The sequence below is a fragment of the Bordetella muralis genome, from assembly GCF_965139205.1.
In the GTDB taxonomy this organism is placed as follows: domain Bacteria; phylum Pseudomonadota; class Gammaproteobacteria; order Burkholderiales; family Burkholderiaceae_B; genus Bordetella_A; species Bordetella_A muralis.
On record NZ_CBCSIU010000015.1, the window covers coordinates 1 to 16,989 of the forward strand.

The 16,989-nt window shown below is 59.1% G+C and carries 16 protein-coding genes; 10 read left to right on the top strand and 6 right to left on the bottom strand.

The window, feature by feature from the left end:
• Window positions 1-82 precede the first annotated feature (82 nt).
• The gene (locus tag ACNA0I_RS19055) at window positions 83-1,015 is read right to left on the bottom strand and encodes a LysR substrate-binding domain-containing protein (protein WP_415807606.1); all 933 of its coding nucleotides are present in this window, start codon (window positions 1,013-1,015) and stop codon (window positions 83-85) included.
• 122 nt (window positions 1,016-1,137) lie between these two features.
• Between ACNA0I_RS19055 and ACNA0I_RS19060 the strand changes: the two genes are divergently transcribed.
• The 6 genes from ACNA0I_RS19060 (at window position 1,138) to ACNA0I_RS19085 (ending at window position 7,784) form a co-directional block, all read left to right on the top strand.
• A complete protein-coding gene (locus ACNA0I_RS19060; RefSeq protein WP_415807607.1) occupies window positions 1,138-2,280 on the top strand; it encodes a CaiB/BaiF CoA transferase family protein in 1,143 nt (380 codons plus the stop codon).
• Between the two features lie 47 nt (window positions 2,281-2,327).
• On the top strand, window positions 2,328-3,629 hold the full coding sequence (gene oxlT, locus ACNA0I_RS19065; protein ID WP_415807608.1) for an oxalate/formate MFS antiporter: 1,302 nt from the start codon (window positions 2,328-2,330) through the stop codon (window positions 3,627-3,629).
• 31 nt (window positions 3,630-3,660) lie between these two features.
• On the top strand, window positions 3,661-4,557 hold the full coding sequence (locus ACNA0I_RS19070; RefSeq protein WP_415807609.1) for a dioxygenase family protein: 897 nt from the start codon (window positions 3,661-3,663) through the stop codon (window positions 4,555-4,557).
• A 51-nt stretch (window positions 4,558-4,608) separates the two neighbouring features.
• Window positions 4,609-5,415: a citryl-CoA lyase gene (locus ACNA0I_RS19075; RefSeq protein WP_415807610.1), complete on the top strand. Its 807-nt coding sequence runs from the start codon at window positions 4,609-4,611 to the stop codon at window positions 5,413-5,415.
• Between the two features lie 78 nt (window positions 5,416-5,493).
• Complete coding sequence (locus tag ACNA0I_RS19080; RefSeq protein WP_415807611.1) at window positions 5,494-6,504, top strand: Bug family tripartite tricarboxylate transporter substrate binding protein; 1,011 nt, start codon at window positions 5,494-5,496, stop codon at window positions 6,502-6,504.
• Between the two features lie 152 nt (window positions 6,505-6,656).
• Complete coding sequence (locus ACNA0I_RS19085; RefSeq protein ID WP_415807612.1) at window positions 6,657-7,784, top strand: methyltransferase; 1,128 nt, start codon at window positions 6,657-6,659, stop codon at window positions 7,782-7,784.
• A 32-nt stretch (window positions 7,785-7,816) separates the two neighbouring features.
• Here the strand turns inward: ACNA0I_RS19085 and ACNA0I_RS19090 are convergent, their stop codons facing one another.
• Together ACNA0I_RS19090 and ACNA0I_RS19095 are read right to left on the bottom strand one after the other, a co-directional pair.
• Window positions 7,817-8,827: an alpha/beta hydrolase gene (locus tag ACNA0I_RS19090; protein ID WP_415807613.1), complete on the bottom strand. Its 1,011-nt coding sequence runs from the start codon at window positions 8,825-8,827 to the stop codon at window positions 7,817-7,819.
• 24 nt (window positions 8,828-8,851) lie between these two features.
• Window positions 8,852-9,709: an MBL fold metallo-hydrolase gene (locus ACNA0I_RS19095; protein ID WP_415807614.1), complete on the bottom strand. Its 858-nt coding sequence runs from the start codon at window positions 9,707-9,709 to the stop codon at window positions 8,852-8,854.
• 214 nt (window positions 9,710-9,923) lie between these two features.
• On the opposite strand from ACNA0I_RS19095, the gene ACNA0I_RS19100 reads away from it, so the two are divergent.
• Window positions 9,924-10,859, top strand: a complete 936-nt coding sequence (locus ACNA0I_RS19100; RefSeq protein ID WP_415807615.1) for a LysR family transcriptional regulator — start codon at window positions 9,924-9,926, stop codon at window positions 10,857-10,859.
• 147 nt (window positions 10,860-11,006) lie between these two features.
• Window positions 11,007-12,923, top strand: coding sequence for a bifunctional metallophosphatase/5'-nucleotidase (locus ACNA0I_RS19105; protein WP_415807616.1), 1,917 nt, complete (start codon window positions 11,007-11,009; stop codon window positions 12,921-12,923).
• Between the two features lie 84 nt (window positions 12,924-13,007).
• On the opposite strand, the gene ACNA0I_RS19110 is transcribed toward ACNA0I_RS19105, so the two are convergent.
• A complete protein-coding gene (locus tag ACNA0I_RS19110) occupies window positions 13,008-13,538 on the bottom strand; it encodes a chromate transporter (RefSeq protein WP_415807617.1) in 531 nt (176 codons plus the stop codon).
• Entirely contained in the window at window positions 13,535-14,110 is a 576-nt protein-coding gene (locus tag ACNA0I_RS19115; RefSeq protein WP_415807618.1) for a chromate transporter, read from the bottom strand. Before ACNA0I_RS19115 ends, ACNA0I_RS19110 begins: the two co-directional genes overlap by 4 nt.
• Before the next feature lie 299 nt (window positions 14,111-14,409).
• On the opposite strand from ACNA0I_RS19115, the gene rhtA reads away from it, so the two are divergent.
• Window positions 14,410-15,303 carry a threonine/homoserine exporter RhtA gene (rhtA, locus tag ACNA0I_RS19120; RefSeq protein ID WP_415807619.1) on the top strand — a complete coding sequence of 298 codons (894 nt, stop codon included), beginning with the start codon at window positions 14,410-14,412 and terminating at the stop codon, window positions 15,301-15,303.
• A gap of 94 nt (window positions 15,304-15,397) precedes the next feature.
• On the opposite strand, the gene ACNA0I_RS19125 is transcribed toward rhtA, so the two are convergent.
• Window positions 15,398-15,880, bottom strand: a complete 483-nt coding sequence (locus ACNA0I_RS19125) for a YajQ family cyclic di-GMP-binding protein (RefSeq protein ID WP_415807621.1) — start codon at window positions 15,878-15,880, stop codon at window positions 15,398-15,400.
• A gap of 208 nt (window positions 15,881-16,088) precedes the next feature.
• On the opposite strand from ACNA0I_RS19125, the gene ACNA0I_RS19130 reads away from it, so the two are divergent.
• Entirely contained in the window at window positions 16,089-16,556 is a 468-nt protein-coding gene (locus ACNA0I_RS19130) for a CopD family protein (RefSeq protein WP_415807622.1), read from the top strand.
• Window positions 16,557-16,989 lie beyond the last annotated feature (433 nt).

Consider the following 16,989-nt stretch of genomic DNA (forward strand, 5'->3'; position numbering starts at 1 on the left):
CGTCGCTACGCTCCTTCGGTTTCCCTCGCTCGACCACGAGGCGCCCCNACNCGGCCACTGCCCCGCACCGACTCGCAATGTCTCAGGCTCGGTTTAACGCTGGGGCGAGTTTTTGCTGCTTGGGCCTCGTGGAAGTGGAGGCCATGGCTGTCTTGCGGATCAGGGCTGCGAAGGCTCTTGTCAACTTGGATTGAGGCTGGTCGTTCTTGAACAGAAGACCCGGTGTTCTCATCGGGGTGGGGCCCTCTAGAGGCAGGGCGCATAGTCCTTTACTTTCGTCTACGGCGCTGGTTGCGACGATGGCGCCGATGTGCATGCGAGAGATCAATCCGAACATGGCGTTTACGGTGTTCATTTCTGCGATGATGTTTGGCGCTGCGCCGGCTGCGCTGAAAAACTCGTCCAGCATGCGACGGGTGGAAAAGCTGCGCGGCAGCATGACCAAGGGCTCTCGATGCAGTTCTATCATTCGAATTCGCTTCCGACGTGCCCAGGGATGGGTCTTGGCCACGACGAGGACGAGTTCTTCGTTGAATAAGGGTTCAAAGCGTAAACCGGAACGTAATTCGGGACGATAGGCCACACCCATGTCCAATTGGCCCGCGTCCAGACTGGCGACGATGGCGTCGGCCGGCAGTTCCTCGATCACGACTTTCACGGTGGCATGCCGTGACAGAAATTGAGCGACGCACTCAGGGATGAATCCCAGATTGAACGTGTGCGTGGTGCCGACCCGCAGGACGCCCGACATGGAGACGTCACGCGCTTTTAATTCACCCAGGCCTTGATCTATTTCTGATAAAGCGCGAGAGGCGTACTCCAGAAATGCCTCGCCCGCTTCAGTCAGAAAGACGCGTTTTCCGATTCTGTCAAAGAGCGATTGCCCTATTTCGTCTTCGAGCTGGCGAATTTGATGGGACAACGTCGATTGCGTGACGTGCACGCTTTCAGCGGCACGTGTGAAGTTCAATGTCCCCGCCAGCGCAATGAAGTATCTGAGATGACGTAACTCCATATTTGCCCCAATCAATCGATGACATCAATGATAACTGGAGAAAATAATCATTTCTATCTTTTGTTTGGCTCGATTAGCCTTGCTCCAGCTCTCACTCCTTCTTACGCTCGAGGACGACACGCATGGCCAAAGTATTGGATGGAATTACCGTCGTAGAACAAGGCACGTTCATCACTGGACCCGCGGCAGGAATGCTGCTTGCCGATCTGGGAGCCAATGTCATCAAAGTCGAACAGCCTGACACGGGTGATCCGTTCCGCGCATTCAAGGGAGGACTCTACAGCCCGCACTTCCAGACCTATAACCGCAACAAGCGCAGCATTACGCTCAATACCAAACAGGCGGATGACGTCGAGGTTTTCGACGCGCTGATACGTGAGGCGGATGTCTACATTCAGAATTTTCGACCGGGTGCTGCGGCGCGCCTTGGTGCAGGCGAAACGCGGCTGCGTCAGATCAATCCACGACTGATTTACTGTGCGATCAGCGGATTCGGGCAAACCGGCCCCTCCTCAGGACGGCCTGCCTATGACACGGTAGCGCAGGCGGCGAGCGGTTTTCTCAATCTATTGATCAATCCCGAAAACCCTCGTGTTGTCGGCCCTGCCATCGCGGATGCGTTGACGGGCTTTTATGCGGCCTACGGCATTCTGGGTGCGCTGGTCGAGCGCAGCCGAACGGGCGTGGGCCGCTCGGTCGAGGTGTCGATGCTGGAGGCGATGAGCCACTTCAATCTGGATGCGTTTACCCATTTCTTTGCCGAGAACGAGGTGATGGGTCCTTATAGCCGGCCCAGCGTTTCGCAGTCTTATACGTTGAAATGCGCAGATGGGAAATGGGTAGCGCTGCACATGTCGTCGCCCGAAAAATTCTGGCAAGGACTGGCTCGAGCGATTGAGCGTCCGGCACTTTTTGAGGACGAGCGTTTCGCTACCCGCGAGGCGCGTATTGACAATCAAGCGACACTGATCGATTTATTGGGCTCGATTTTCGTGACGCGCACTCGTGACGAATGGTGCCGGCGGCTTGAGGCCGAGGACGTCCCGCATGCGCCTATGTACGACACCAGCGAAGCACTGCAGGATCCCCAGGCAAAGCATCTGCAGCTTGAAATTGAAGGAACGCACCCGACGCTCGGCGCCTGGAAGACCGTTCGATCGCCGGTGAGCTTCGATGGCGAAAGGCCTCTGGACGTCGTTCCCCCGCCACTGCTTGGCGAACACAGCGCTGAAATCAGGGCTGCACTGCTGGCAAAGCAGAAATGAACCGACATTGAGTAGATGGTCCCCAAAAATAATGAATGGAGACAACCGTGACGCTCTCAACAACGCCCGCAATAGCGGCCTCAGGGCCCGCCGATCAAAGCCGCAGCACCCAACCGTGGATTCAACTGGTACTCGGCATGATTGCCATGATGGCAATCTCCAGCCCCCAGTATGTCTGGGCGCTTTTCGTACAACCGTTTAAAAGCTCACTTGACGTTTCGCTGTCGGCCCTGCAAGTCACCTTTGCGTTGTTCAGCATTTTTCAATGCGGGATCGGCCCTCTGCATGGCGAACTGGCCAGCCGATTTTCCTCTCGGGTCTTTGCCGCGGCAGGCGGCTTGCTGGTAGGGCTCAGTTGGATAAGTTCGGCCTATGTCACCTCGCTGCCGCTGCTGTATATCACCTACGGCGTGCTCTCGGGTATCGGTACAGGATGGGTGTATGTCGCCGTCATCGAGCTCATGGTGCAGTGGTTTCCGCGCCGCAGAGGGTTTGCGGTCGGCATGGCGGCAGGCTGTTATGGACTCGGTGCGATTGTCACCACATTCCCCATCGCGTCCAGCATCCGCGAGCACGGCCTGCAAACAACGTTGGTGGTTTTCGGTATGGTGTTATCTGCCGTCATCGTGCTCGCGTCATTAGGCATGAAACGCGCAAGCGCACCGTCGCGCGCCGAGCCCTCTGCCCAGCCGGGCATGGCGTCCAGGCGTGATTTCAATTCGCGTGAAATGTTGCGCACCCCGTTGTTCTGGCTGATGTTTTTCATTATGGCCCTGGTCGCCACGGGCGGGCTCATGGCCATCTCTCAACTCGGCGCACTCGCGGTGCATTTCGGCATATCGGATCAGACACTCGTGTTGGGGATGGCGGCACTGCCGCTCGCGCTCACCCTGGATCGTGCTGCGAACGGACTGACTCGTCCTTTTTTTGGATGGATATCCGACAGAATCGGTCGCGAGCCAACCATGCTGATCGCCTTTCTGATGGAAGCCGTCTCCATCCTGCTACTGCTCAAGTTCGGATCGAACCCTGTCGCATTCGTCTTGCTGTCTGCGGTCGTGTTCTTTGGCTGGGGAGAAATCTATTCCTTGTTTCCTTCTCTGCAGGCCGACGCATTCGGGACAACACATGCCGCCAGGAATTTCGGCTACCTGCTGATCGCAACAGCGGTCGGCTCTATCCTGGGAGGCCCTCTCGCCGCGTTGTTATACGAGAAAACACAATCCTGGGATCTGATCTTCTACTCCATTGCCGGACTCGACATCCTCGCAGCGCTGCTTGCGTTCTTTGTGCTGCAACCCATGCGTATTCGTTGGGTGAATAATGCCCTTCTACAAAAACGAGCGTAAAGCCCTAGAACACGATTAAAGGAGAACACAATTGAACGATCAGCAAAGTCTGGACCTGACTCAGGCAGTGATTGCGCGATTGGCAGACACTCAGGATGCGCGATTCAAGACGCTAATGACTGCTCTCATCACCAAGTTGCATGAATTCATCCGCGAAGTCGATTTAACCCCCGAAGAATGGATGTCCGCGATTGAATTTCTGACGCAAACCGGCCAAACCTGTACCGACAAGCGGCAGGAGTTCATCTTGCTGTCCGACACATTGGGCGCGTCCATGCAAGTCGTCATGTCGGCTCAGGCCCGCGCATCGGCCATTACCCCCGGCTCAGCCACTGCGACAGCCGCCACCGAGGCCACGGTTCAGGGCCCGTACTACTGGGCTGGCGCCCCACACAAGGAAATGGGCAGCAACATCGCAGAAGGTGTCGCGGGCGAACCCGCCTACTACCACGGCCGCGTCACGGATCTGCAAGGCAATCCCCTTTCCGGTGTCGTGCTGGATGTCTGGTCAGGCGACGGCGAAGGCGTCTACGACATGCAAATCGAAGGCCAAACCGACATGCTCGCACGCGCGCGCTTCGTGACAGGCGAGGATGGGCGCTATGCATTCTGGTCGATCCGGCCCAGCTACTACCCTATTCCCATGGATGGTCCGGTGGGTGTCATGATCAACAAAATAGGTCAACACCCGAATCGCCCCGGCCATATCCACTTCAAACTCTCCGCCCCAGGCTACGTCGATATCACCACCCACTTATTCGTCGCCAACAGCCCGTACATCGACTCCGATGTGGTCTTCGGTGTACGAGACAGTCTGATCGTCGACTTTCAACATCATCCGCTAGGCACCGCAGGTGATGGCCGAACGCTCGCCACGCCTTTTTGGAGCGCATTGTTCGATTTCAGCCTTGCACCCGTTCGCATGTGAATCAACGCCCTCGTCTCTTGACGATACTCCCTCTACTTTTCAGACAAAATCATGAAAATCGGTAAAGCCACCATCCCTCGTAGTGCGATCTGCACCTCGGACGAACACACCATCGTCGTGCGCGGCAAGGATCTCTGCAAAGACCTCATCGGCCACATTTCCTTCACGGATTACTTTCATCTATTGGTCACCGGTCAACGTCCCAGCGCCACAGCGACGGCCGTGCTCGACGCCACCCTTGTTGCTATCGCGGAACATGGCCTGGTGCCCAGCGTGCAAGCCAGCCGAATGACGCTCGCCGCTGCGCCCGATGCGCTGCAGGGCGCCGTCGCAGCCGGCATCCTGGGATGCGGTTCGGTCATTCTTGGAGCATCGGAATATGCAGGACGATTGTTCGTTGCGATTCAAGAACGCCAGGCCACAGGCGCCACGCTGGAAGCAGCGGTTCAGGCAGAACTGCAAGAGTACCGTGCCGCACGTAAAGCGATTCCGGGTTACGGCCATCCGCTGCACAAGGAACGGGACCCCCGTGTCGCACGGCTGCTCGAGGTCGCCCGGATCAACGGCGCAGAGCTGAACTACATTGCCATTGCCGAAGAAATAGAAAAACAGATTCCAGCCATCATCGGCAAAGATCTCCGGCTCAACGTCTCGGCGGCGATCCCCGCTGTGCTGCTGGGCGTAGGCTTTCCCTTGGCCGCATTAAAAGGCGTACCCATCCTGGCCAGAACGGCCGGTTTGATTGCACACCTCACCGAAGAACTCCAGGCGTCCATCGGGTTTGCGTTGTCCTATCAAGCCACGCGCGAATTGCAATACGACGGCGAAGTTCCGCCAGGATTTGGTTCAGGCCAATAACCAACACGGCTGCAGCACACATCCCCTGCGGCGGCAGCCAATGCCCGCAGACAGAACAAAAACTCAGGAGGAGATTTCATGACGGCACGCTATACCCCTCGCACTCGACTCAGCATACTGCTACACAAAACCGTGGCGATTGCTGCAAGCACAGGCCTTCTGGCACTGGTCGCCATATCGGCCCACGCTCAGAACTACCCCGCGCAATCGATAAGGATGATCGTCCCCTTCGGTCCAGGAACATCCACTGACACCGTGGCACGCATCATGGCCAACGGCATGGCAGAGTCACTCGGGAAAACCATCATTGTTGAAAACAAAGCCGGTGCGGGCGGCACGATCGGCACGGAACAAGTCGCCCGCGCTCCCGCGGATGGATACACCATCGTAATGGGTACCGTTGGCACGCACGCGATCAACAAAACCCTCTACAAGAAGCTGGGCTACGACCCCGTCAAAGACTTCGTGCCCCTTGGATTAGTTGGCCAGACGCCCACCCTGCTAGTCGTTAAAGCCGACTCGCCGTTGCGCTCGCTCAACGATCTGGCGACGGCCGCCGCCAAGCCGGGAGGCATCAGCTTTGGATCGGCCGGCAACGGCACCTCGGGACATCTCGCCGGCGAACTGCTGAAAATGCGTCTGGGTGGCGAAATGACACACGTGCCCTATAAGGAAGGAGGTATGGCCGTCACCGACGTCATTTCAGGACAAACCCAGTTCATGTTCTATCACCCCGCCGCGACCCTGCCACACATCAAATCGGGCAAACTGAGAGCATTGGGTAGCTCCGGTGCGACGCGCAGCGCGTCTGCACCCGACGTTCCGACCATAGCCGAGCAGACCGGCAAGGATTTCGACCTGGTCGCCTGGTTCATGATTTACGCCCCGGCCGCCACGCCAACGCCCATCATCGAGACCCTGCGAAAAGCCGCTCGAGCCGCACTTTCCAATCAGGACGTAGCAGCGAAACTCAGCAATCAGGGAATCGAACAACGCCCTCTCACCACTGAGGAACTCGGCACATTCACCCAAGACGAAATCAGCAAATGGGCCGAACTCGTCACACAATCTGGTGCTCAGATAGATTAGATCGCCGCCCCGAGCAGCCAGGCCGGGGCGCGTAATCACGTTTCCGTGGACACTGGCATAGGTAGTTGACGTGAGTGACCGGCCTCATGGGCAGTTGAGCCGTACATTGGAGAAACTGCTACATTGCCAAGCATTCACTCTTTGCCTTCGCCATGTCCGCTTTACCTCTCGTCCATTGGACCGAATCCGACCAAGCCCAGACAGCCTTTTGGCGCTCCGAATCAGCAGCACCTGCGCCGACGCGCATTCAGATCGCGGGCGATCAATTGTCGGCGGATGCGGCTTATCGTTTAGTCTGCGAAGGCACACAGCTCCTGTGGCGCGGCGATTTTCATAACGCGCGGCAGCTATTGCAGGCGCTGGCGCGCCGTATCGACAAGAAAAAACGCAAACCAGCGGCAACGCCGCTGGAGGCATTCAACCAGCATCGCCAAGCGCAATCACAACGCGCCCGGTTGTTGAGCAGCGTACTGGTGCCTTTCGACGCAGATCACACTATTCCCCTGCGCCGGGCCCCTGACGTCCAACAAGCCTGCCTGGAGGCCTATGGCCCGGCCACCGCCCCTTACTTGGCGTCCCTGCGTGAACTACAAGGTATCGTCGGCGCCCATGAATGGCGCAAAAAAGGGGTTCCCATCCCCGCCCTCAACGCCCGCATTCACCCTCACTACGGCGTGTTTTCACCGGTGCGCGGCGAATACATCGATCTCGTCGCACGCGCCCCGCTCCCAGCGGACACATCGTTGGCATACGACATAGGCACGGGCACCGGCGTCCTGGCTGCCGTCCTGGCACAGCGCGGCGTCAAACAAATCATTGCTACCGACCAAGACCCACGCGCTCTGGCATGCGCACAAGAAAACCTGGTCCGGCTAGGCTTACCTTCACGCGTCACCCTGACGCAAACCGACATGTTTCCCGACGGCCAGGCCCCCTTGATCGTCTGCAATCCTCCTTGGCTGCCCGCACGTCCCAGTGCGCCCGTCGAATACGCCATTTACGACCCCGACAGCCGCATGCTGCGCGCATTCCTGCAAGGGCTCTCCACCCACCTCGCCCCCAAAGGCGAAGCCTGGCTGATCCTGTCAGACCTGGCCGAACACCTGGGCCTGCGTGCTCCTGACGAATTGTCCACACTGATCACCAACGCCGGCCTGCGCATCGTAGACCGCCTGACGGCGCGCCCCACCCATGGCCGCGCATCAGACCCCACCGATCCGCTGCACGCCGCCCGCGCAGCCGAAGTCACTTCATTGTGGCGCCTGTCACGCCTCGGTTAGCACGATATCCGGCACCCCGGCCGTTCAAGTTGCTAGCGGTTCTGCAGGGAAACTTCAGGCACAAATTCTTCGTCGAAGAAATCACGGATCGCTCTGTATGCGAGGAGCCGATTTTTCTCCAGCAGAACGAGATGGGTGGCTTCGCCGATCTCGACCCATTTGCGATATGGCGCATGCTTCAGCTCGAGAAAAAGCGCCTGTGCGAGGTCGATGGGTACGTCGATATCCCACTCGCCATGCACCAGCAGCACGGGGACCCGGATGTCCGACGGGTTGTAATACTTGCGGCCGGCGCGCCAATAGTCGCGGATGTCCTGGATCGGCCCATTGCTCGCACGGATCAAATCAGGCGTACGTTCTTTGCTCCATGGATCTTCGGCCAGCGTGAAGTCCGCCCATTGCTCGAACCAACCATCCGGTATCAAGGTGGCGCGCCCATACTCAGGCGCGGTGCTCAGCCACCGCGCCTTGCTTTCCCGTACCGGGACCAACCGATAGGCGCTCAGTGGACCGCCCGCATCGATCGGGATCGGTTTGTCGCTGAGCCACTGAGGCGCGAGCAGCGACAGCTTCTCGACTTTGTCTTCGTTGCGGCTGGTATAGGCGCCCGCCACGGTGCCGCCCCAGGACATGCCGAACACGCAGACACGCTCCAGACCACGAAGCGAACGGACGTGATCCACCACCGCACCCAGGTCGCGGACACCGATATCGGTTCCGACCACGGGAGCGGAATCGTCTGCAGGCGACTCCATCTCCGATGGACGTGACGAATGTCCGTAGCCCCGGACATCCAAGGCGTGGACGTCGTAGCCCGCCGCAGCCAGGAAATCCAGGAAGGACATGCCGTTGAACGGCACATCGTAAAGACTGCCTGATGAGAACGTCGCGCCGTGAATCATGACGATGGTGCGATCTGCGCGAAAGTGCGTCATCGAGGCAGGACGCTTGTTGCGTACATGAATCTCGATGCCTGTGTCGGCGGGCACGTGGTATTGCTCGAACACGAGTTCTGTGCCGCCGGATACGTATTTCCTGGTCATGATGAACATCCTGAGAAAAAGTATTTATTCGTAGCGCCAGTCAAAGCGATCGCCGTGGCGAGTCACGTAACCGGCCGAGCTCTCTGCGAAATGGGGTGTGAAAAAGAGCAACCGGCGTTCGGCTGCATATTCGAGTGCCCACCGGCGCGATGCACGCGCCTCGTCCTGCCATTCACAGAAGACGGAGTTCCAGTCTGGGCGAACGACTTGCAATGGATGGTGCATCACGTCGCCACTGAACAGCGCCTGTTTACCCTCGGAGCGCAGCTCGATCGACATGTGTCCGATGCTGTGCCCCTCCGACGGATGAAAGACGAATTGATCGAGAAACTCACCACCGGCATCGCCAATGCGTTCGACCTGTCCAGACGCGATGATTGGCGCAACGCTGTCTTCGTAGACGCCCAAGCTGGGCACGTTGACGTCGTTATGGCTTGCCGGACTACTGTAGTAGTCCTCTTCGGCTCGGGCGAACACATGACGGGCATTGGGAAAGGTAGGAACCCAGCGGCCATCCACGAGTCTTGTATTCCAGCCGACGTGGTCGACGTGAAGATGCGTATGAAGAACGTAGTCCACATCCTCGGGCTTCACCCCTGCCGCGGCCAGACGCTGCAAATACGGTGTCTGCAGTCGATGAAAGACCGTGTTCTGTGGCCGCTCCTTGTCGTTGCCGGAGCCGGTGTCGATGAGAATCGTGTGGTGCCTGGTCCGTACCAGCCAGGAATGGATGCTTTGAATCAGATTTCCGGTGCTGGCATCCATGTTGCTGGGTGTGAGCCAGTGTAGATTTCTTTCCAGTTCCTCAGCATCCCATTGGGGGTACAGAAAGGATGGCGGAGCGACATTCAGCCGCATTTCTTCGATCTTCGTGACGGTCACGTCACCAATCCGGTAGATTTTGTTCGTGTGGGGCATATTTCAACGGACCTGGTTGGCAATTGAAGGCGGCATCGCGAGGCGCATGAGGATGGCAGAGCTATCAAATATTGCGATACCATTCTCCACCGCTACTGGGGGTTCGGTGAAAGCTTAAGGGAGAGGCCCGCAGGTCGGTTAGTCGTTAGATTCGATATGAGGTATCGGAATGTTCGATATGAAAAGATCGGAGTTATACCTCTTGATCTCGCTGGACACATTGCTGGACGAACTGAACGTGACACGCGCCGCGCAGCGCCTGCATATCAGCCAGCCGACACTATCGGGCCACCTGGCCCGCCTGCGCGAACTGTTCCAGGACCCGTTGCTTGTGCCTTCGGAAACGGGCCGCGGCATGGTGCCGACCGAAAGAGCGCTTGCGCTGCGTGCGGGCCTGGCAGATGCCCTTGCGAAACTCCGCGACGCCGTGGCGCAGCCGCACGAGTTCGATCCTCAGACCTCGACAAGGACCTTTGTCGTCGCAACGAACGACAGCGTGTTCACGATCCTGGCACTGGACGTGATGACGGAGGTGATGAGCTACGGCAACCCCGAGTTGCGGATGTCCGTCGTGCCCGCCGACGATGCCGGGCTGGTAGAGCGCATGGCACGCCGCGAAGTCGACTTGTTTCTCGGGGATATCGACAAGGTTCCAGAGACGCTGAAGGCACGGTTTCTGCTCAGCGATGATTTCGTGCTGGCGCAGCGCCACGGCCACCCCCGAGGGATCGGCGCCCCCGATCTGGCAGAGTATTGCGCCCTGCACCATGTCGTTGTTTCAGCCCGCGCGGAGTTCTCCACGCCAGTGGATGCAGTGCTGGAGAAACTGGGTGTGGAAAGAAATGTCGTTGCCACCGTCCCCAGCTACAACCAGGTGGCACTCGTTCTGTCTCAGACTGACGGCGTCGCCAGTCTTCCGAGGCAATTGCTCCAGCGCTATGCCGCGTTTGTTGATCTGATCCCTCTGCCATTTAGCATCCCGTCGTTTCGCTTGGCGATGGCATGGCATCCACGAGCACAAAGCGACCCCGCCGGCATATGGATCAGAGACCGCTTCCTGGAAATAGGCCAGCGAGCAAGAACCACAAGCTCGGATCCTGTTTTTCCCGCCTGAATAGAACACAACCCGCCAAACAAGGACAACACCTCTAGTCCCTCACCGCCCGCCCACTTTCACATCCCCGTCATGCAACGTTAATCCCCCCGTAACCTCCCTGCCCAATCATTCCTCTTCCGCAAAGACACATTACGACACACTGCGATGAAGAACTGGAAGAGGACCACCCAAGTCTTGATGCTAAGCAGCCTGACCCTGCTAGCCGCCTGCAGCAACAGCGACGACGATGACGACGACAACGCGTCGCCCACGCCGCCCGTCAGCCAGGCAATGGACCTGACGATCCTGCACATCAACGACCATCACTCCAATCTGGACAGCAAAAGCAAAACGCTGCTGTTGAAAAACGCCGCTGGCACCCAGACCGAAGCCACCGTTGACGCCGGCGGCTTCCCGCGCGTCACCGCAGCCATCAACGAGTTGGCAGCCGCATCCACCAATGTGCTCAAACTGCACGCGGGCGACGCCATGACCGGCACCCTGTACTTCAACCGCGCAGGCGAGGCCGGAGAAGCCGACGCCGCCCTGATGAACACCGTGTGCTTCGATGCCATGACGCTCGGCAACCATGAATTCGACAAAGGCGACAGCGGCCTGCATCGATTCATCGAGCTCCTGCATGCAGGCACTTGCCAGACGCCGCTGCTCAGCGCCAACGTCAGCTTCGGCCCCAGCTCCCCCCTGAATGCAGCCAACGCACCCAACTGGGTTCAGCCTTCGATCACGCTAGAACGCGGCGGCCAATCCATCGGCCTGATCGGTTTGACCATCGCCGGCAAAACGCAGCAATCGTCCAGTCCCGATCCCGGCACCACCTTTTCCGACGAAACCGAAGCCGCCCAAACACAGATCGATGCGTTGCGCGCCCAAGGCGTCAACAAAATCATCCTGATGAGCCATATCGGCTATAGCTACGACAAGGAAATCATCCCTAACCTGAGCGGCGTCGACGTCGTCGTAGGCGGCGATTCCCATTCATTGCTGGGCCCCGACGCGATGAAAACCTACGACATAGGCACACCCGCAGGCGCCTATCCCACCGAACTGACCGACAAAGACGGCAAGCGCGTGTGCCTGGTACAAGCCAGGGAATACTCCCAAGTCGTCGGAGAACTCAAAGTCAGCTTTGATGCCAATGGAGACGTCACGGCATGCAGCGGCACGCCCCATGTCCTGATCGGCGACACACTTACCGTCGGCGGCACCGCCCCCAACGCAGCAGACGAAGCCGCCATGCAGGCCGACATCGCAGCCAGCGGCATCCTGCGCGTACAAGCACCCGACGCCAACGCCATGGCTACCCTGCAGCCGTTCAAAGCGCAAGTCGATGCCTATAGCCAGAGCGTGGTCGCCAACGTGCCGCAAGAACTCTGCTCGCGCCGTGTCCCCGGCGGTCCTGGCTCTGTCGATTACGGCCGATCCAGCGCAGCCTGCAACGCCGAAGGCAGCGTCAACGTCCGCGGCGGAGACATCCAGCAACTCGTCGCCCAGGCCTATCTGGAAGTCGCCAATGCCGAATACGGCGGCGCGGACATCTCGCTGCAAAGCGGCGGTGGCGTACGCGTCCCGCTCGAGGGCAACGTAACAGCCGCTAATGTCATCGAAGTCCTGCCGTTCGGCAACATGTTGTGGCGCCTGGACATCACCGGCACCGAAGTCATCGGCATGCTAGAAGACGGCCTCGATGCGGTATATGGCGACGGTGGCACCACCGGCCCCTATCCCTACACCGGCGGCCTGCGTTATGACGTCAACAGCCTGGCCACCAAGGGCAGCCGTGTGTCCAATGTGGAAGTCTTCGACTCGACCACAAACACTTGGCAGTCCCTGGATTCGGCCCGCACCTACAAGCTGTTTGTCTTGAGTTTCAATGCGACCGGTGGCGACGGCTACACCACGCTGGCCAACGTACCCGCTGATCGCCGCCAGGACATCGGTGTGCTGGATGCCGACGTGCTGCAGACCTACATCGATATGCAGGCGAAGGACGCCAACACGAACCTGCCGGTCCTGAACCGGCTGCCCGTCGAGTTGTACAGCACCAAGCACTACGTCGAGTAACGCTTCCTGCACAACACCGCAAGCCATAGCAAAACGGCCGGGATATTGCCTATCCCGGCCGTTTTTGCATAATGAGCCCGACATTCAAGGCTGCCCGATTCCGCTCAACCCTATCAACGCTCCCGCCAACAACATCCACAACGGATGCACACGGCTGAAAATCGTCACGGCAGCCACGAGCGCGGTAATTCCCCCCAGTACCCACGTATGCACCGAGGCCTCCGTGATCAACGACGCGCTGGCCGCCATCAACCCGACCGTCATGGGGAAAATACCCGCCTGCACGACACGCCGCCAGGGCTTGTCCTTGAACCTTTCCCACAATCCCAATGCAACAGCCGTCAAGATCGACGACGGCCCGAACTTCGCAATCGTCGTAACCAAAGCTCCCTGCCAACCTGCCACATTCCACCCCACCAGCGTCACAATCATCAGATTGGGGCCAGGCGCGGCCTGACTCAACGCGAACAACGCGCTGAAATCGGCATTCGACATCCATTGATGGATCTCCACGACCTGCCGCTGCATCTCGGGCAAAATCGTATTGCCGCCGCCAAAAGCCAGCACCGACAACTGCGTAAAAATAACGAAGAGCGAAATCAGTACGGCAATCATCGCGTCAGCCTCCAGGTCACCAGAATGCTGATCGGTGTCAACACCAGCATTGTCGGCAGCAAGGGCGTACGCAGCACAGCGATGCAAATAAAACATGCCACGGCCACGGCGATACCCGCCCATTTGCCGCGCAACGGTTTGGCGATTTTCACGGCCATCGAAATCAGCAGGCCCGCAGCCGCAGCAGCCAAACCAGCGAACAGATGTTGAATATGCGGATCATCCGCATACCGGTCGTACACCATGCCCAGCGCAATGACGATGAAAGACGGCGCGGCGATCAGGCCCATCAAGGCCGCAAACGCTCCCTTGACCCCGCGGAATTTCATGCCCAGCGCCACAGACATGTTGATGATGTTGCCGCCCGGCAAAAACTGGCACAGCCCGAGCAGCTCCGTGAAATCCTCGGAAGACAGCCAGCGATGTTTCTCCACGACCATGTGACGCGCCAATGGCAGCGCTCCCCCAAAGGCACTCAATCCCAACCAGAAAAAACCCTTGAACAGGTCCCAGCAGGTAGGTGGCGGTGAATCGGATGCAGGGGATACGGCAGTCGAAGACGGGGTGTTCATCAAAATTCCAGCAGAGATCGGGACGCGATGATTCCTGTGCAGCGAGCAAGCTGCGCTGAACAGCAGGAGATGAATCGGGACGAAAGCCTACTCCTGCTCGGACCGGTGCGCAATTGCACCCGTCAATTACCATGACATCGGAGGGGGCAAATCGACGTCGCGGATAACGGAACGACTCCGTTCAATCAAGGTCCCGCCCGATCATTCGCGCAAAACCAGAATCTCGCTCGCCGTCAGACCACCCCTGCTGCGCGTAGAATGTGCGACGTACCGGCCCTGTTTTGCCGGCTCCATGCAACATGTCCGCATCCACTGCCCCCTCGCCCGCCCCTTCCCTTTATCCCATCTTGTTGATGATGATTGCCATGGTGTCCATGCCGAGTGGCGCAGCATTGGCAAAAAGCCTGTTTCCCATGGTAGGCGCCCAGGGCACGGCGGCGCTGCGCCTGCTGTTCTCAGCCCTCATGCTGCTGGCCTATTTCCGGCCATGGCGTGTCCGCCTGACTCCCTCGGGATGGCGCGTCGTGCTGGCCTATGGCTTGTCGCTGGGCATGATGAACCTGCTGTTCTACATGTCGCTGCGCACCATCCCGCTGGGCATTGCGGTCGCCCTGGAATTCACAGGCCCGTTGACGGTAGCACTCTTGAGTTCGCGCCGTTTTGCAGATTTCTGTTGGATTCTGTTGGCCGCCGTGGGCATTCTGTTGCTGATCCCGCGCGGCGCCGAGGTCCACTCGCTGGATCCGGCAGGGATGCTGCTGGCGCTGGGCGCAGGGCTATGCTGGGCGCTGTATATCGTGTTCGGACGCCGTGCCGGGCTGCACCATGGCACCCAGACCGTGGCACTGGCCTCGACCGTCGCTACCGTGGTGGTCTTGCCCTTTGGATTCGCTCAGGCAGGCACGGGCCTGTTCGCGCTGGAGGTCTTGCCCTGGGCGCTGGGCGTTGCCGTGCTGTCCAGCGCATTGCCCTATGCGCTGGAAATCACCGTCCTGTCCCGTATCCCTGTCCGGGTCTTTGGCACACTGCTCAGCCTGGAACCTGTCTTTGCCGCCTTTTCCGGCATGCTGTTCCTGCGCGAGACGCTATCCCTGACCCAATGGGTGGCCATCGTCGCCATCGTCTCGGCCTCGATCGGGATCACCATCGGCGATCGGCGGCCGACGAAGGCGCGCCCCAAACATAAACAATAAGCGCGCGGCAATCGCCGCACGGTCCCCCAAAAACAGGACACCGTGCGCGCTCCCGCGGCCTGAAACGAATCCCCATCGCGGATGGGGATCAAATTCAATCGCGGAAATTCTGATACTGCAGCGGCAGATCCACGTCGGTCTTGCGCAGCAACGCGATCGCCTCTTGCAAATCATCGCGCTTTTTGCCGCTGACACGCAGCTTGTCGCCATTGATCTGGCTTTCCACCTTGAGCTTGGCGGCCTTGATGGCTGCGATCAGTTTTTTAGCGACAGGTTGCTCGATACCTTGGCGGACCGTGACTTTCTGGCGGGCACCGCCCAGGTTTTCCAGCGGATCAGCGACGTCGAGGCAGCGCACGTCAATGCCTCGGGCGGACAGACGACCACGCAAAATATCGAGCATCTGTTTCAGCTGAAACGCGCTCGGCGCGATCTGCGTCACGACGAACTCCTCGAGTTCGAACTTGGCGTCGGTGCCTTTGAAATCAAAACGGGTGGCCAACTCGCGATTGGCCTGATCCACCGCGTTGCTGAGCTCGTGTTTGTCTACTTCGGAAACCACGTCGAAACTGGGCATGGCTGCAACCTACAAAAGAAAAAAGTCAATCAAGGATAGCGCCATCTTTCACGATGCGCATACCCGCACAGGTATCCAGTGTAAGACGATTTGCGGCGATCCGACTGCCCCCTTGCCCCGGGATTCACGCCGCGGCCTGCCGGAGCAATGGATAATATCGGCTATGCGGCGCCTATCCCTGGCACCGCAACTGACGGAACACTCTGCCATGTTTTACAGCGTTCTCAAGCTCGTACACATCCTGGCCATTCTGCTGTGGGTAGGCGGAATGATCTTCGCCCACTGTTTCCTGCGGCCCGCCGTGGCCGCGCTGGAACCGCCCCAACGGCTGCGCCTGATGCGCGACGTGCTGGCACGCTTTCTGAACGCCGTGCTGGGCGCCGTATTGCTCGTGCTGCTGAGCGGCGCGTGGATGATAGGCCGGACGGCCCGCCAGGTCGCGGACACCGGCGGCAGCTTTCAGATGCCGCATGCCTGGATAACCATGGCGGTATTGGGCGTCATCATGGCAGCGATATTCGGACATATCCGCTTTGCCCTGTACCCACGCCTGGATCGTGCCGTACAGGCCAGTGACTGGCCCTCAGGCGGGCGCGCGATGCAATCGCTCAAAACCTGGGTGACCGTCAACCTGGTGCTGGGGCTGTTGACTATCGTGGTCATCGTTCTCGGCTGAAAGCTTTTTCGGGGCGTCAGGCATTTAAGTGTGTGGACTAGCGAGGGTGGCGTGCTTATTGGACGTCGAGCATCGGGATATGCAGAGCGTGTGAAGAGGCGTCTCCCATCGTTGGATATCGCGAAATCGTCATTCGAAGGATCCCTTGCTTGTCTACGAGAAATCGTTGCTCGAGAAATCTTCAGAATGTCACCGATGCCAAAGCCCTCGCATGCCAATCACGAACGCTATGCACGGGCGCGCCCGTAGGCGCCCATGCATAGCAGCCCTGCAAGATCTTCATCCTTGCAAAAACCAGTTCCCACGAAGCCTACGTAGACCAGCCGTCCCAGCGACGGAGGGAATCAGAGATGCTGCGAGTCGAGGCGGGGCAGTGACCGTGTTGGCGCGCCTCGGAGTCGCGCGAGCGGAAGTCGTAGGTAGGCCCGAAGGG

Excerpts from the sequence above, each read along its gene's own strand:
- ACNA0I_RS19055 (WP_415807606.1), bottom strand. The coding sequence starts at position 1,015 with ATGGAGTTACGTCATCTCAGATACTTCATTGCGCTGGCGGGGACATTG.
- ACNA0I_RS19060 (WP_415807607.1), top strand. The coding sequence starts at position 1,138 with ATGGCCAAAGTATTGGATGGAATTACCGTCGTAGAACAAGGCACGTTC.
- ACNA0I_RS19075 (WP_415807610.1), top strand. The coding sequence starts at position 4,609 with ATGAAAATCGGTAAAGCCACCATCCCTCGTAGTGCGATCTGCACCTCG.
- ACNA0I_RS19080 (WP_415807611.1), top strand. The coding sequence starts at position 5,494 with ATGACGGCACGCTATACCCCTCGCACTCGACTCAGCATACTGCTACAC.
- ACNA0I_RS19085 (WP_415807612.1), top strand. The coding sequence starts at position 6,657 with ATGTCCGCTTTACCTCTCGTCCATTGGACCGAATCCGACCAAGCCCAG.
- ACNA0I_RS19090 (WP_415807613.1), bottom strand. The coding sequence starts at position 8,827 with ATGACCAGGAAATACGTATCCGGCGGCACAGAACTCGTGTTCGAGCAA.
- ACNA0I_RS19100 (WP_415807615.1), top strand. The coding sequence starts at position 9,924 with ATGAAAAGATCGGAGTTATACCTCTTGATCTCGCTGGACACATTGCTG.
- ACNA0I_RS19105 (WP_415807616.1), top strand. The coding sequence starts at position 11,007 with ATGAAGAACTGGAAGAGGACCACCCAAGTCTTGATGCTAAGCAGCCTG.
- ACNA0I_RS19110 (WP_415807617.1), bottom strand. The coding sequence starts at position 13,538 with ATGATTGCCGTACTGATTTCGCTCTTCGTTATTTTTACGCAGTTGTCG.
- ACNA0I_RS19115 (WP_415807618.1), bottom strand. The coding sequence starts at position 14,110 with ATGAACACCCCGTCTTCGACTGCCGTATCCCCTGCATCCGATTCACCG.
- rhtA (WP_415807619.1), top strand. The coding sequence starts at position 14,410 with ATGTCCGCATCCACTGCCCCCTCGCCCGCCCCTTCCCTTTATCCCATC.
- ACNA0I_RS19125 (WP_415807621.1), bottom strand. The coding sequence starts at position 15,880 with ATGCCCAGTTTCGACGTGGTTTCCGAAGTAGACAAACACGAGCTCAGC.
- ACNA0I_RS19130 (WP_415807622.1), top strand. The coding sequence starts at position 16,089 with ATGTTTTACAGCGTTCTCAAGCTCGTACACATCCTGGCCATTCTGCTG.